14 protein-coding genes are annotated in these 14,449 nt (G+C 61.5%); 5 read left to right on the forward strand and 9 right to left on the reverse strand.

The genetic code is table 11. The annotated features are described in order from the left end of the window. Positions 1-8: 8 nt before the first annotated feature. The 5 genes from AB8A50_RS24335 to AB8A50_RS24355 all read right to left on the reverse strand — a co-directional run bounded on the left by AB8A50_RS24335 (position 9) and on the right by AB8A50_RS24355 (position 4,001). Complete coding sequence (locus tag AB8A50_RS24335; protein ID WP_089262865.1) at positions 9-311, reverse strand: HPr family phosphocarrier protein; 303 nt, start codon at positions 309-311, stop codon at positions 9-11. Then, complete coding sequence (locus AB8A50_RS24340) at positions 308-709, reverse strand: PTS sugar transporter subunit IIA (protein WP_068733893.1); 402 nt, start codon at positions 707-709, stop codon at positions 308-310. Before AB8A50_RS24340 ends, AB8A50_RS24335 begins: the two co-directional genes overlap by 4 nt. Before the next feature lie 131 nt (positions 710-840). Further along, entirely contained in the window at positions 841-1,344 is a 504-nt protein-coding gene (locus AB8A50_RS24345; protein WP_439062701.1) for an HPr kinase/phosphorylase, read from the reverse strand. A gap of 17 nt (positions 1,345-1,361) precedes the next feature. Further along, positions 1,362-3,164 (reverse strand): stimulus-sensing domain-containing protein, encoded by a 1,803-nt coding sequence (locus AB8A50_RS24350; RefSeq protein ID WP_439079176.1) that lies wholly within the window; start codon positions 3,162-3,164, stop codon positions 1,362-1,364. A 135-nt stretch (positions 3,165-3,299) separates the two neighbouring features. Further along, positions 3,300-4,001 (reverse strand): response regulator transcription factor, encoded by a 702-nt coding sequence (locus AB8A50_RS24355; protein ID WP_068733897.1) that lies wholly within the window; start codon positions 3,999-4,001, stop codon positions 3,300-3,302. A gap of 215 nt (positions 4,002-4,216) precedes the next feature. Between AB8A50_RS24355 and AB8A50_RS24360 the strand changes: the two genes are divergently transcribed. The 3 genes from AB8A50_RS24360 (at position 4,217) to AB8A50_RS24370 (ending at position 7,400) form a co-directional block, all read left to right on the forward strand. After that, positions 4,217-4,954, forward strand: coding sequence for a HugZ family protein (locus tag AB8A50_RS24360; RefSeq protein ID WP_439079177.1), 738 nt, complete (start codon positions 4,217-4,219; stop codon positions 4,952-4,954). Between the two features lie 183 nt (positions 4,955-5,137). Further along, positions 5,138-6,751: a phosphoenolpyruvate carboxykinase gene (locus tag AB8A50_RS24365; RefSeq protein ID WP_320446492.1), complete on the forward strand. Its 1,614-nt coding sequence runs from the start codon at positions 5,138-5,140 to the stop codon at positions 6,749-6,751. A gap of 211 nt (positions 6,752-6,962) precedes the next feature. Next, positions 6,963-7,400 (forward strand): EamA family transporter, encoded by a 438-nt coding sequence (locus AB8A50_RS24370; RefSeq protein ID WP_439079178.1) that lies wholly within the window; start codon positions 6,963-6,965, stop codon positions 7,398-7,400. 12 nt (positions 7,401-7,412) lie between these two features. Here the strand turns inward: AB8A50_RS24370 and AB8A50_RS24375 are convergent, their stop codons facing one another. Then, on the reverse strand, positions 7,413-9,944 hold the full coding sequence (locus AB8A50_RS24375; protein WP_120288235.1) for a glycogen/starch/alpha-glucan phosphorylase: 2,532 nt from the start codon (positions 9,942-9,944) through the stop codon (positions 7,413-7,415). Between the two features lie 230 nt (positions 9,945-10,174). Here AB8A50_RS24375 and AB8A50_RS24380 point away from each other — a divergent pair, with 230 nt between their 5' ends. Beyond that, on the forward strand, positions 10,175-10,606 hold the full coding sequence (locus AB8A50_RS24380; RefSeq protein ID WP_089262853.1) for a hypothetical protein: 432 nt from the start codon (positions 10,175-10,177) through the stop codon (positions 10,604-10,606). Between the two features lies 1 nt (position 10,607). Here the strand turns inward: AB8A50_RS24380 and AB8A50_RS24385 are convergent, their stop codons facing one another. The 3 genes from AB8A50_RS24385 to pyrE form a co-directional block, all read right to left on the reverse strand. Further along, positions 10,608-11,372 carry a DUF2865 domain-containing protein gene (locus AB8A50_RS24385; protein WP_439080029.1) on the reverse strand — a complete coding sequence of 255 codons (765 nt, stop codon included), beginning with the start codon at positions 11,370-11,372 and terminating at the stop codon, positions 10,608-10,610. Positions 11,373-11,529: 157 nt separating this feature from the next. Beyond that, the gene (locus AB8A50_RS24390; protein ID WP_439080030.1) at positions 11,530-12,894 is read right to left on the reverse strand and encodes a sodium:proton antiporter; all 1,365 of its coding nucleotides are present in this window, start codon (positions 12,892-12,894) and stop codon (positions 11,530-11,532) included. A gap of 114 nt (positions 12,895-13,008) precedes the next feature. Then, positions 13,009-13,572, reverse strand: a complete 564-nt coding sequence (gene pyrE, locus AB8A50_RS24395; protein WP_439079179.1) for an orotate phosphoribosyltransferase — start codon at positions 13,570-13,572, stop codon at positions 13,009-13,011. 175 nt (positions 13,573-13,747) lie between these two features. Between pyrE and AB8A50_RS24400 the strand changes: the two genes are divergently transcribed. Then, on the forward strand, positions 13,748-14,374 hold the full coding sequence (locus AB8A50_RS24400; RefSeq protein WP_439079180.1) for a glutathione S-transferase family protein: 627 nt from the start codon (positions 13,748-13,750) through the stop codon (positions 14,372-14,374). Positions 14,375-14,449 lie beyond the last annotated feature (75 nt).

The following is a 14,449-nucleotide window of genomic DNA, read 5'->3' on the forward strand; positions in this document are numbered from 1 at the left end:
GCGAACCGCTACTCTTCGCCGAACTTGTTGGTCACAAGCTCGGTGATCGCATCCAGCGCCGCTTGAGCTTCGGCGCCCTTGGCAGTGACCATGATGCTGGTCCCGGGTCCGGCGGACAGCATCATCAGGCCCATGATGGATGTACCGCCAACGGTCTCGCCGTTGCGTGTCACCGTGACGTCGGCATTGAAGCGTTCGACCATCTGCACGAATTTGGCAGAGGCGCGCGCATGAAGGCCACGCTTGTTGGTAATCGGAATCTCGCGGGAGACGCTGCCGGACACCGTCGTATCGTCTGGGCTGTCGCTCATTTGCCGGCGAGAACGCGGCTGGCGATGGTGACGTATTTGCGGCCGGCTTCCTGTGCCATGGCGATCGCATCGGGCAGCGTGCGCTCTTCGCGCACCTTTGCGAGCTTCACCAGCATGGGCAGGTTGATACCGGCGAGAACCTCGACCTTCGGCCGGCTCATGCAGGAGATCGCCAGATTCGATGGCGTGCCGCCGAACATATCAGTGAGGATGGCAACACCATCGCCACTGTCGACGCGATTGACCGCTTCGATAATGTCGCTGCGACACAAATCGGAATCGTCTTCGGCGCCGATCGTCACGGCTTCAATTTGTTTTTGCGGACCCATTACGTGCTCAAGCGCCGCCTTAAACTCGTCGGCAAGGCGCCCATGGGTCACAAGTACTAGACCAATCATCGGAAACTCCTCGTGGGTGCTTTTGGTGCACCGCACGAAAGGGCCACTTTGACCATCCAGAGCCCCTATGCAAGAGGGCTCTTCGCGAATCTCCCTTAAATTGCACGGATGCGGCGGGAAGTAGCGCGGGTCTATTCGGTGGCGATAGTGGGACTAATATGGTTACCAATTCCCTTCGAGCAATCGTCCAAAGGTCGCACTGCGGCTAAACCATCGTTTGTAATAAGTGCGGCTACGACCAATGGTAGTGGTGAAAAGCCTGTCCCGACCGGGATTCGGGGCAATTCGACGCCCTCCAGTGTGGTTTTGAGCGCTTCCGGCTCTGGCAGGCGTGCAGCGTCGGTGGCGGCGAGATCGACCACCAGCCCGACGATGGCGCCGGTAGCGCAGTCCAGACGCCGGATTCCGAGCCCCCTGACCTCAAGCAGCCCGACCAGTTCGGGCGCCGGCCGTACCCACAGTTTTCCATCCCTGACATCCAGATGCACCCGGTCGTCGCCGACCAGCATGGCCTCGGGAAGCTGTCCGCTCTGAGCTGCGAGGATCAGGTCGAAGACCAGCCGCGATTTCCCGGAGCCGGACGGCCCCCGGATCAGGACCGCGCGCTCATCGACCAGTACGGCGGAGGCATGGATGCTTTTGCCATCCGCGCTCATGTGGCCGGCAACCGTACCACGAAGCGTGCACCCAGCACCGGGATCTCGCCATCGGCGTTGGCCGGGCCGATGCGGTTCTCCGCCCAGATCGTACCGCTATGGGCTTCGACGATCTGCTTGGAAATCGACAGTCCGAGGCCGGAATTCTGGCCAAAGCCCTGATGCGGGCGGTCGGTGTAAAAGCGTTCGAAGATCCGTTCGAGCGCATCCAGTCCGATGCCGGGGCCGTCGTCATCGACCACGATCTCGATCTTGCCTTTCAAGCGACGGCAGACGATCCGCACCTTGCCGCCCGGTGTCGAGAATGACTGCGCATTGGTGACGAGATTGGTGATGACCTGACCGAGGCGGGAGTCGTGGCCGGGCACCGAAAACGCATCACTGGCAGCGCCTTCGAAGCGGACTTCAACGCCGACGTCATGACCGAGCTTGGTTTCGTTGGCGACCGAGGTCAGTGTGGTCAGCAACCGTCGGACATCGACGGGCGCAGTGTCGTTGCGCTGGAGTTCGGCATCGAGACGGCTGGCGTCGGAAATATCCGAGATCAACCGGTCAAGCCGACGCACGTCGTGTTCGATCACCGCGAGCAGGCGGCCGCGGCTGTTGTCGTTCTTCGCCAGCGGGAGTGTTTCCACGGCGGAGCGCAGCGAGGTCAAAGGATTCTTGAGTTCGTGCGAGACGTCGGCCGCGAACATCTCGATCGCCTCGATGCGATTATAAAGCGCATCGGTCATGTCGCGCAGCGCGCCGGAGAGATGCCCGATCTCGTCGCGGCGGCGGGTGAAGTCAGGAATCTCGACACGCGTGCGGATGCGGCGGCGGACGCGCTCGGCGCTGTCGGCCAGCCGTCGCACCGGACCGGCGATGGTCGATGCCAGCAGCAGCGACAGCACGATCATCACCACGGCGGCGACCGCAAAGACTTTTAGAATCGCCAGACGTTCGGCGGTCACCATCTGGTCGATGTCGTCGCCCTGGGTCGACAGCATCAGCGAACCATGCACGGCGCGGAAGCGCTGCACTGGGACGGCGACCGAGACGATCACTTCGCCCCGTTCGTTGATGCGCACCATGCTGCTCTTTAGACCGTCGAGCGACTGCTGCACTTCCTGATAGCCATTGCCATTTTCCGGGCCGAGTTCGCGATATAGCGGAAGGTCGCCGCGATTGAGCCAGGTTCGGACCGCGATCATCGTGCGTTCGGCAAAGCCGGGCTTCTCGGTGGTCGGCGGCGGCAGTTCGAAACGCAGCACATCGCCGCGGCCATAAAGGCTGCGGCTGTCGAGGATCAGCACGCCATCGCGGTCGTAAATGCGCGCACGAGTCTTGGTCGGCGAAATCAGCCGCCGCAGCACCGGCGCAACGCGTTCGGGATTGATCGGGAAATCGAGGCCGGAGAGTTCGTCCGGCACGCCATAGGTTTCGCCGGGCTTGAGATCGAGCAAGCGGTCGGGGTCGATCGTGATCGTATTGGTTTCGACGGTTGCCGAAGCGGCAATGGCGCTGGCGATGATTTCGGCCTGCACCAGCAAGCTCTGCGCACGCGCGTCGATCAGGCCGGCGCGAAACTGCGAGAGATAGAGAATGCTGGCGACCAGCGCGCAGAGGCCGGCGAGGTTGAGCGAGACGATGCGGCGCGTCAGACTTGAAAAGGTCAGCGCAACGAAGAACTGCCGGGCACGGCGCAGCCAGTCGAGCGGGCGCTGCCAGCCGCGACGGGTGCGATCGGCATCGCCGCCTGCCGCATTCGACGTGCCGTCAGCGTCCAGGCTTTCATCAGGCTGCGTACGATCCAGCAATGCCAAAACTGCCCGGTTGTTGTCGATATCTGCGATACATCACGCGGCGCTCATTGTTGCGTATGTGTATGCGCATTCTAGCGCAGCACGGCTGAGCCGTCAGGCCCCCAGCCGTGCCGCGGGAACCCTTACAGATCAGGTTTCCTTGAAGCGATAACCGACGCCATACAGCGTCTCGATCATCTCGAAGTCGTCGTCGACGACCTTGAACTTCTTGCGCAGCCGCTTGATGTGGCTGTCGATGGTGCGATCGTCCACATAGACCTGATCGTCATAGGCGGCATCCATCAGCGCGTTGCGGCTCTTCACCACGCCGGGGCGCGTCGCCAGCGCCTGCAGGATTAGGAACTCTGTGACGGTCAATGTGACCGGCTCGTTCTTCCAGGTGCAGGTGTGACGTTCCGGATCCATCCGCAGCAAACCGCGATCGAGCGCCTTGGCATCAGTCTCCTTCGGAGCGGCAGTTGGGTCCTTCGGCGCGGCGCGGCGCAGCACCGCCTTGACGCGCTCGACCAGCAGACGCTGCGAAAACGGTTTTCGGATGAAATCGTCGGCGCCCATTTTCAGGCCGAACAGCTCGTCGATCTCCTCGTCCTTCGACGTCAGGAAGATCACCGGCAGATCGGACTTCTGGCGCAGACGGCGCAGTGTCTCCATGCCGTCCATGCGGGGCATCTTGATATCGAGGATTGCGAGGTCCGGCTGGCTCGTGCGGAAGCCATCGAGTGCGGAAGCACCATCCGTATAGGTCATGATGCGGTAGCCCTCGGCTTCCAGCGCGATCGATACGGATGTGAGAATGTTACGGTCGTCGTCGACCAGTGCGATAGTTGGCATGAGCCTGCTTTCCGAAGCGGGATGGGCTATCCGGCAGAATTCAACAATCCGCCGTATGAGGTGGCCTTAAGAGCACAGTCAACGAGCAATGCAAGCTGGGCTGAAGTGTGGCCAAGTTCCCTGAACGCTTGAATGACGCGTGGGTTCCGTAGATGTATAGACCTCCCGGGGGAGAAGAAATAGCCACTTTTTGCAATGAAATACGGGATTTAACCATGCAGCCGACCCCTGATTTCGACCCCTCGCGCGTCACCCGGTCGCTGTTGCGGCGCAGTCGGCAGGGGGCGCTGGCTACCCTGGCCGTCGGTTCCGGCGATCCTTATTGTGCGCTGGCCAATGTCGCCAGCCACCCGGACGGGTCGCCGATTCTCCTGATTTCCCGGCTGGCGCTGCATACCCGCAATATTCTGGCGGATGCCCGCGTCTCGCTGATGCTGGATGAGCGGGCGCCGGGGGACCCCCTGGAGGGCTCACGCATCATGCTCGGAGGTATCGCGCAGGAGGCCAGCGACAGCGAAAAATCGCTGCTGCGCCGGCGCTATCTCAGCGCCCATCCATCCGCGCAAGTCTTTGTGGATTTTAAGGATTTTTCGTTCTTCCGGATCAAGCCGAAGAGTGCCCATCTGGTGGCCGGCTTTGGCCGTATCAACGACCTGAAGCCGGAGCAATTCCTGACCGATCTCACCGATGCCGAAGGGATGCTGGAGGCCGAGGAGGGTGCTGTTGCTCATATGAACGCCGATCATCTCGACGCGCTTAATCTCTATGCAACGACGCTTCTCCACGCGGACGCAGGCGACTGGCGGTGCACCGGATGCGATCCGGATGGCATGGACCTGCAGAACGGCGCGGCGGTGATCCGGCTGGACTTTCCGCGGCGGATTGTCACTCCGGGTGCATTGCGGCAAGTCCTGAAGGAACTCGCAGAGCAGGCCCGCGCTTTGAAGAATTGAGCGGTATCAAGTGCCGTGCTGGAATAAACCAAATATGCGGACAGCAGCTTGGCATTTCACATCTTCGTCACTATTAGATCGCCGGGTTACGGCCTCGGTGGTTATAATGACGGCTACCGCTGCTGACGTGCGATTGAAGACAGTTGCACAGGTCGGATATGCGGACTCAAGGAGGAATATTCCGTGCAAGAGACGGGCGTACGCAACGGTGCCTATGGCGCCGACAAATTCGGACTGAAAAATCTCAAAGCGGTGAACTGGAATCTCGGCGCGCCGCAGCTTTACGAATATTCGCTGCGTAACGGCGAAGCCGAATTGTCGTCCGATGGCGCGCTCTGTGCTGACACGGGTGAATTCACCGGCCGCAGCCCGAAGGACAAGTTCACCGTCAAGGACGCTTCCACCGAACAAATGTGGTGGGCTGGCAATCAGGCGATCACGCCGGAGCAGTTCGAAGCGCTCTATATCGATTTCAAGAAGCACGCCGAAGGCATGACCCTGTTCGCGCAGGACCTTTATGGCGGCGCCGATCCGAGTTTCCAGATCAAGACCCGCGTGTTCACCGAACTCGCATGGCACTCGCTGTTCATCCGCACGCTGCTGATCCGTCCGGAAGCCGCTGCGTTGAAGGACTTCGTGCCTGAACTCACCATCATCGACCTGCCGAGCTTCAAGGCCGATCCCAAACGTCACGGCTGCCGCTCGGAAAACGTCGTGGCCATCGATTTCGCCCGCAAGATCGTCCTGATCGGCGGGTCTTATTATGCCGGCGAGATGAAGAAGTCGGTCTTCACTACGCTGAACTACTATCTGCCTGCCAAGGGCGTGTTGCCGATGCATTGCTCGGCCAATGTCGGCCCCGATGGTGACAGCGCGATCTTCTTTGGCCTCTCGGGCACCGGCAAGACCACGCTCTCGGCCGATCCGAAGCGCACGCTGATCGGCGACGACGAGCATGGCTGGGGCAAGGACGGCATCTTCAATTTCGAAGGTGGCTGCTACGCCAAGACAATCAAGCTTTCCGAAGAAGCCGAGCCCGCGATCTATGCGGCGAGCAAGCGCTTCGGTGCGGTGCTGGAAAACGTCGTGCTCGACGCCAATACCCGCCTGCCGGATTTCGACGATGGCTCGAAGACCGAGAACACCCGTTCCGCCTATCCGCTCGACTTCATCCCGAATGCCTCGCGCACCGGCCGCGCACCGCAGCCGAAGAATGTGGTGATGCTCGCCGCCGACGCGTTTGGCGTGTTGCCGCCGATCGCCAAGCTGACCCCGGCGCAGGCGATGTATCACTTCCTGTCCGGCTACACCGCCAAGGTCGCTGGCACCGAGCGCGGCCTCGGCAACGATCCGGAGCCGGAGTTCTCGACCTGCTTCGGCTCGCCCTTCCTGCCGCTCGATCCCTCGGTCTATGGCAACATGCTGCGTGACCTGATCGCCAAGCACAATGTCGACTGCTGGCTGGTCAATACCGGCTGGACCGGTGGCAAGTATGGCGTCGGTTCGCGCATGCCGATCAAGGTGACCCGCGCGCTGCTGACTGCGGCGCTGAACGGCTCGCTGCGCAACGTGGAATTCCGCACCGACAAGTATTTCGGCTTCGCGGTCCCGACCGCGCTGGATGGCGTGCCGTCGGAGATCCTCAATCCGGTGAACACCTGGAAGGACAAGGACGAGTTCGATGCCACCGCGCGCAAGCTGGTCGGTATGTTCCAGAAGAACTTCGCCAAGTTCGAAGCGCAGGTCGATGCGGATGTCCGCGCCGCCGCGCCGGATGTGAAGCTGGCGGCGGAGTAAGTCGCTGCTTTAAGATTGAGTGCGAAAGGGCGGCCGTAAGGCCGCCTTTTTCATGTCACGCGGAACCTGTCAGCCGTCATGGCCGGGACAAGCCCGGCCATGACGAAACCGTTAGTCGGCATGCGATGCACGACCAGCTAGAACGCGAAGACTGGATTGCTTCGTCGCAAGGGCTCCTCGCAATGACGGCTGACAGGCAAGGACACTTCAAATGAAAAACGTCATGCTCTCCTGGCCGTTCTGGGCGCTGCTGTCCGCGGCCTTCGCTGCGCTGACGGCGATCTTCGCCAAGATCGGCATCGAGAACGTCAATTCGGACTTCGCGACCTTCATCCGCACCATCGTCATTCTCTTTGCCGCTGGTATGATGGTTTATGTCACGGGAAACTGGCAATCGCCGTCAGCGGTCTCAGCAAAGACGTGGTTGTTCCTCGTGCTGTCTGGTTTCGCGACCGGAGCATCGTGGATCTGCTATTTCCGCGCGCTCAAGCTTGGCAATGCCGCGCAGGTGGCGCCGATCGACAAGCTCAGTGTGGTGTTCGTGGCAGTGTTTGCCGTGTTGTTTCTCGGCGAGAAATTGTCGCTGCCGAACTGGCTCGGCGTCATCCTGATCGCCTGCGGCGCGGTGCTCGTCGCGTATCGCGCGTGAGCACCGTCGCGCTTACGTTGCCTTTCGTGCCTGCAGACTCGGTGTGCCCGGCAGATCGCCAGCAACCGGCACGCCCCAGATATCATCGGCATATTCGCGGATGGTGCGGTCTGACGAGAACCATCCCATCCGGGCGGTGTTGAGAATCGCAGCGCGGCTCCAGGCTGAGCCGGCCCTCCACCGCGTGTCGATGCCGCGCTGGGCTTCGTAATAGGAGTCGAAGTCGGCCGAGACCACATAGTGATCGAGGTGGCGCAACGCGTGGCCGACCGACGCGTAACGGCCGGGATCATCCGGCGAGAACGCGCCGGTCTCGATGGCCTGGATCGCGCGGCCGAGATTGGGCGATTTGTTGATGACGTCAGAAGCGTCGAGGCCCTTGGCGCGGCGCTCGACGACTTCGGCGGCGGTCATACCGAAGATTGCGATGTTCTCCGGGCCGACATTGTCGCGGATTTCGATATTGGCGCCGTCCAGCGTGCCGATGGTCAGCGCGCCGTTCAGCGAGAGCTTCATATTGCCGGTGCCGGAGGCTTCCATGCCGGCGGTGGAGATCTGCTCGGAGAGATCGGCCGCGGGAATGATGACTTCCGCCAGGCTGACATTGTAGTCCGGCAGGAACGCGACCTTCAGCTTGCCGCCGATCGTGGTGTCGTTGTTCACGACCTCGGCCACATCGTTGATCAGGCGAATGATCAGCTTGGCATAACGATAGCTCGCTGCCGCCTTGCCGGCGAAAATCTTGACGCGCGGCACCCAGTCCTTGCCCGGCTCGTCCTTGATCGCCTGATACAGCGCGACTGTTTCAATGAGGTTGAGCAATTGTCGCTTGTATTCGTGGATGCGCTTGATCTGCACGTCGAACAGCGCCGAGGGATCGGCCTGTACGCCGAGCTTCTCGCCGATCACACGCGCGAGCGCGAGCTTGTTGTGATGTTTGACCTTGCGGAATTCCTGCTGGAACGCGGCGTCGCCGGCAAAGGCCTCGAGCTTGATGAGCCGCGTGGGATCGTCGAGCACGGCTTCGCCGCAGGTGGCGCGCAACAGGTCGGTGAGCTTCGGATTGGCCAGCATCAGCCAGCGGCGGAAAGTAATGCCGTTGGTCTTGTTGGTGATGCGGCCGGGATAGAGCTGGTTGAGGTCGTGGAACACGGTCTCCTTCATCAGCTCCGAATGCATCGCCGAGACGCCGTTGATGCGGTGCGAGCCGATGAAAGCGAGATTGCCCATGCGCACGCGGCGGCCGGAGGTCTCGTCGATGATCGAGACCGAAGCGCGATAGGCGGTGTCGCCCGGACGCGTGGCATCGGCGCGGTCGAGATGCGCTTCATTGATACGATAGATGATTTCGAGATGCCGTGGCAGCAGACGCTGGAACAGTTCGACCGGCCAGGTCTCCAGCGCTTCGGGCAGCAGCGTGTGGTTGGTGTAGGACAAGGTCGCGTTGGTGATCTGCCAGGCGGCATCCCAGCGCATATTGTGCTGATCGACCAGGATGCGCATCAGCTCGGCGATGGCCAGGCTCGGATGCGTGTCGTTCATCTGCACCGCCGCCTTGTTGGCGAGGCCACGCAGATTGCCATCGGAATGGAGGTGACGCTTGACCAGATCCTGCAGCGAGGCGGAGACGAAGAAATATTCCTGGCGCAGACGCAATTCGCGGCCGGCGGCGCTCTCGTCGTTCGGATAGAGGAATTTGCAGATCGCTTCGGCGCGCGCCTGCTCGGCGCTGGCGCTGACATAGTCGCCGGTGTTGAAGACGTCGAGCCGCAGCGGATCCGGCGCGCGCGCCGACCACAGCCGCAGCGCGTTCACATGTTGGCCGCGCCAGCCGACGATGGGCGTGTCATAGGCAACGGCCTCGACGGTCTCGCCGGGATGCCAGATGACCTGCTTGCGGCCCTTGCCGTCCTCGACGGTCTCGATGCTGCCACCGAAATAGACGTTATACGTGACTTCCCGCCGCGGTAGTTCCCACGGATTGCCAAAGCCGAGCCACTCGTCGGGATATTCCTGCTGCACGCCGTGCGAGATGACCTGACGGAACAGGCCGAAGTTGTAGCGGATGCCGTAGCCAAAAGCTGGAATGCCGAGCGTTGCCATGCTCTCCATGAAGCAAGCGGCGAGGCGGCCGAGGCCGCCATTGCCGAGCGCTGCATCGGGCTCGCATTTGCGGAGTTCGTCGAGGCCGACACCAAGATCGCCGAGCGCGGCTTCGAACAGCGGCAGCAGGCCCATATTGTTCAGCGCATCGGTGAACAGGCGGCCGATCAGGAATTCCAGCGAGAGGTAATAGACCCGCTTGCGGCCGGCGTCGTAGCTCTCTTTGTCCGAGCTCAGCCAGCGATGGACCATGCGGTCGCGCAGCGTCAGGGCGGCAGCCTTGTACCAGTCGTGCTTGGTGGCGAATGCGGCTTCCTTGCCGATTGCCAGCCTCAATTTGACGAGAATAGCGCTCTTGATGTCGGCAAGCGCCAGTTCATCGACAGCCGTATTCTCGGGCTGGAATTTTGCTGGGACTGATAGATCTGACAAACCGGCCATCCTGAGCTGTGTCACTGACCAAAATCATACGCGCATTTGGCTGCTCCCGGAACCCGTGGGGGTGGCGAGCTTTTGCCATGGAGCTGCCCGGGATTTGGGCAGGCATGCGAGAACCAAATTTATAAAAGTTGGAACAAATTAAGAACAAATTAGTAAGCTATTGATATTCCGAGGTGATTCGTTGCCTTCGCCTACAATATCTATGGTCTGTTCAAGCTCGCGAGGACTAGATGTCCACCATTGCCTTCGATCAGTTTGCTCTCACCCGCATAGCCGACTTCGCGCGGTCGCTGTCGCGGCTGCATTTGATGGCGCGCCGGCATCCGATCGATGACGATCAGATCGATCGCGAGTTCAACACTGTTTGCCTCTCGGTCTGGGGCTATACGACGGACGACATCAGCGATGACCTGTTCTCGCTGGAAGATCACGCCTGGCTCGATCAGCTCGACGAGGCGCATGCGCGGATATTTGCGGCCGAGCAGGGCTACGACCTCGTCGACGACCACGGCATGCTCACCGACTGGTGGGGCTATTGCTGGATGATTCTCGCCGAGAAGCGCGGATTGCTGACGCCGGAGAATCGTGCGGCGGCGCGTGCCGAGATCGAGGAGAAGTATCTCTCGGCGCCGAACGTGATCGGCGTCATCGTCGGTCGATGATCTATTGAAGCTCGGCGCGCTTGGCGCGGGCAGCCGGCGCGCTCTTCGGCACGACGGTCGTGGCAGCAGCCGGCGCTACATCACGCGCGGCTTCCGACATAGGCGCTTCGTCGGTGATCATTTCGGCGGAGACTGGTGCGACTTTCATCTCGCCGAGCCGGGCACGGACATCCGAGGTCAGGCCGGGATAGTTTGCCACCGGCGTGAATTCCGCGGTCTGGGTGTTACCGGTGCGGACGCCCGAGAAAGCGACGAGACCGTTGGTGGTGGCGATGACATCGCCGGGACGCAAAGAAGTGTCCAGCGTGAGATCGACCGGCGCGAGGCCGGAGGGATCGCGGCCGTTGCAGGTGCAGTCGGCCTTCAGCGCCTTGCGATAGGCGAAGGCGTTTTCCAGATCGTTGTAGCGCTCGCCAGTGCTCGACGAGGCGCTTTCGATGCTGCTGCCGAACAGGACCTTGGTGGTCGCCGCCGGGCAGAATGCCTGGCACATCTGAGCCGCGCTCATGCCGCGACCGAGCGGAAAATACTTGCCGTCGCAGGTGCGCACGCAGAAGGCCGGGCCGGAGCCGCCGATAGATGCGCTGCGCTGGGGCGGCGGCGCTTCGGCTGGCGTGTTGAGGCCGAACGGATCCGAGAAGAAATTGCTCTCGGCCGGTGGCGCGCCACGACGCTGTTGCTGTTTCTGCGGCTGGTTGCCGCCGAACAGGAAGTCGAAGAAATTTTGCGCAGATGCCATCTGCGGGGTCAGCGCGACGAGGCTCATCGCCGTCAGCAGCACCAGGGGACGCACGACATGCGAGGATGTTCGATTGTGACGCAACGCCAGCTCCGCGACCGCATGTCAGTGCCCGAGTGAAAACGCTCCGGTGCGGTGTCAAGTTAGGGCGTCATGGTAAATGAATGGTAACCAGCGCGGCGCGCTAGATGAAAAACACCCATGTCATCAACAGGAAGACCGGGATCAGCACCGCACCCGACCACAGGATGTAACCGAAGAAGCTTGGCATTTTTATGCCCGCGTCGCGGGCGATGGCATAGACCATGAAATTCGGGGCGTTGCCGATATAGGTGTTGGCGCCCATGAACACTGCGCCTGCTGAAATCGCCGCCAGCGTCGCCGCGCCCGTCGTCATCAGCGTCTTGGCGTCACCGCCGGTGAGTTCGAAGAACACCAGATAGGTTGGCGCATTGTCGAGGAACGACGACAGGATGCCGGTGAGCCAGAAATAGGCGGCATTGTTCGGCGTACCGTCGGTATGGCTGACGAGAGCAACCAGCGACGCAAACGGGCCATTGGCGCCAGCCTGCAGCATGGCCATGACCGGCACGATGCAAATGAAAATGCCGGCGAACAGCAGTGCGACTTCCTCGATCGGCCCCCATTTGAAATCGTTCGCCTTGCGGTGCTCGGTCTTTGTCAGCCACAGCGACGCAAATGTCACCAGCACGAAGATCACGTCGCGCAGCAAATCCTGCAATGCGAGCGGCGTGCCGAGCACGGTGAAAGTGATGCCGGGCTTCCAGCCTGCGCTCATCAGGATTGCGCCGATGATCACGACCAGCAGCAGCAGGTTGATCTTACCATGCAGATGCAGTGGCGAATCCGGCGTCGGATCTTTCTTCGCAGGCAGATTACCTTCGCGGTGATGCAGCCAGACATCAAGCACCATGAAGATCGCCAGCACGATGCCGGCCGCGAACAGCGTTTCCGGAAAAATGTGCACCGTGGTCCAGAAGAAATCGACGCCGCGGAGGAAGCCGAGGAAGAGTGGAGGGTCGCCGAGTGGTGAGAGCGAGCCGCCTATATTCGAGACGAGGAAGATGAAGAACACCACCACGTGGACGTTAGTGCGACGATCGTCATTGGCGCGGATCAGCGGCCGGATCAGGATCATCGACGCGCCGGTGGTGCCGACGACGCTGGCGATCAGCGTGCCGAAGCCCAGCAGCGCCGTATTGGTGAACACGCTGTCATGCAGGTTGCCCTCGACATAGATGCCGCCGGCCACGGTGAACAGTGCCAGCAGCAGCAGAATGAACGGTAGATATTCGAGCAGCACGGTGTGGGAGAGCGTGTGCACCACGGTCGTTGCATCAGTCACGAAGAACAGCGGCACGATCACCAACGCGGCCCAGAACGCGGCGAACTTGCCGTAATGGTGCTCCCACACGTGATGATAGAGCACCGGCCCCGTGGCGATGCACAGCAGGATGCCGGCGAACGGTAATGCCCACAGCAGCGACAGCCTGGTGCCATCGAGGCCGCCCTCGGCTGCATGTGCCATATCGGGCGCAAGCGTGACAATGAGGGGCAAAGCGGCGAGGGCGATGAAGCGAAGCAAAAGGTGACCTTTCACTGCGTCCTGCGCGCATTGTGCGCGAACGGAGCCGATGAAGGATCAACCCTTCAGAAATTCGCCGGCCTTGTAAAGCGAGCGAAACGCCACGCCGGCCTTGGCAAAGGTCTCGGCTGCGCCTTCGTCGCGGTCCACCATGGTGAACACCAGCACGACTTCGCCGCCGGCCTCGCGTACGGCGTCGAGCGCCTTCACGGCAGAGCCACCAGTGGTGGTGACGTCCTCGACGATGACGATGCGCTTACCCTCCAGCGTCTCGCCCTTGGCGAGGCCTTCCACAGCGAGGCGCGCGCCGTGTTCCTTCGGCTTCTTGCGGACGAAGAAGGCCGCGATCGGATCGTTCTTCAGCCAGGAGAGCTGCGCCAGCGCGCCGGCCAGCGGCACGGCGCCCATTTCGAGGCCGCCGACATAATCGAGATTGTCGTCGCGCAGCGCGTCGTAGGTCAGCTCGGCCAGCAGGGCCGCGCCTTCCGGGTGGCACATCGTGGGTTTCAGGTTGAAATAGAAATTGCTCTTGCGGCCCGAAGCCAAAGTGATCTCGCCATAACCGAACGAACGGTCGCGGATGATCTCGAACAGGCGGGCGCGGGCGGCTGATTTGGTCAATGGCATGTCTCTGCTGAAACGGTCTCTGTGCTGAACCGGGCGCAATCTATCGGCGCTTTCCGGCACATTCCAGACTGGCACGGGCCTCGTCAACACTCTCGGGCCGTTTTACCGCCCATCGAGACGATGCTACAGACCGGGCAACAAGATCGGGCAAGACCGGAAGAGGAATCGCATGACTATCGAGCTGCACACCTGGAATACGCCGAATGGCCGCAAGATCTCCGTCGCACTGGAGGAAATGGGCCTGCCTTACAAGGTCTTCCCGGTGCATATCGGCAAGGGCGAGCAGATGAAGCCCGAATTCCTGAAAATCAGCCCGAACAACAAGATCCCGGCCATCGTCGATCCCGACGGGCCGGATGGCAAGCCGGTCAGCGTGTTCGAATCCGGTGCTATCCTGCTCTATCTCGGCGAAAAGACCGGCAAATTCCTGCCGAAGTCTCTCGGTGAGCGAATTCCGGTGCTGGAATGGCTGATGTGGCAGATGGGGGGCTTCGGCCCGATGCCCGGCCAGGTGCATCATTTCATTGCGCTGGAGGACGAAACCCAGCGCGTCTATGGGCTGAAGCGCTATTCGGACGAGACGCGCCGGCTCTATGGCGTGCTGGATCGTCGCCTGGCCGACCATGAATTCGTTGCCGGCGCGCTCTCGGTGGCTGATTTCGCCATCCTCGGCTGGGCCTGGCGGCATGAGCGCCACAAGGTGTCGTTCGCCGATTTCCCGAATGTCGGCCGCTGGTACGACACGCTGATGGCGCGTCCGGGTGTGAAGCGCGGCATGGACGCGAAGCTGGATTGAGGTCGGCTCCCTCTCTCCGCCCTTTGCGGGGAGAGGGCTGGGGTGAGGGGCATGGCGCTGACGTCACAACGTCCC

The sequence above is a fragment of the Tardiphaga sp. 841_E9_N1_2 genome, from assembly GCF_051811065.1.
In the GTDB taxonomy this organism is placed as follows: domain Bacteria; phylum Pseudomonadota; class Alphaproteobacteria; order Rhizobiales; family Xanthobacteraceae; genus Tardiphaga; species Tardiphaga robiniae.

Bases quoted from the DNA above. Each gene is read 5' to 3' on its own strand.
- AB8A50_RS24335 (WP_089262865.1), bottom strand. From the start codon at position 311: ATGAGCGACAGCCCAGACGATACGACGGTGTCCGGCAGCGTCTCCCGC.
- AB8A50_RS24340 (WP_068733893.1), bottom strand. From the start codon at position 709: ATGATTGGTCTAGTACTTGTGACCCATGGGCGCCTTGCCGACGAGTTT.
- AB8A50_RS24355 (WP_068733897.1), bottom strand. From the start codon at position 4,001: ATGCCAACTATCGCACTGGTCGACGACGACCGTAACATTCTCACATCC.
- AB8A50_RS24360 (WP_439079177.1), top strand. From the start codon at position 4,217: ATGCAGCCGACCCCTGATTTCGACCCCTCGCGCGTCACCCGGTCGCTG.
- AB8A50_RS24370 (WP_439079178.1), top strand. From the start codon at position 6,963: ATGAAAAACGTCATGCTCTCCTGGCCGTTCTGGGCGCTGCTGTCCGCG.
- AB8A50_RS24375 (WP_120288235.1), bottom strand. From the start codon at position 9,944: ATGGCCGGTTTGTCAGATCTATCAGTCCCAGCAAAATTCCAGCCCGAG.
- AB8A50_RS24380 (WP_089262853.1), top strand. From the start codon at position 10,175: ATGTCCACCATTGCCTTCGATCAGTTTGCTCTCACCCGCATAGCCGAC.
- AB8A50_RS24385 (WP_439080029.1), bottom strand. From the start codon at position 11,372: ATGAGCCTCGTCGCGCTGACCCCGCAGATGGCATCTGCGCAAAATTTC.
- AB8A50_RS24390 (WP_439080030.1), bottom strand. From the start codon at position 12,894: ATGGCACATGCAGCCGAGGGCGGCCTCGATGGCACCAGGCTGTCGCTG.
- AB8A50_RS24400 (WP_439079180.1), top strand. From the start codon at position 13,748: ATGACTATCGAGCTGCACACCTGGAATACGCCGAATGGCCGCAAGATC.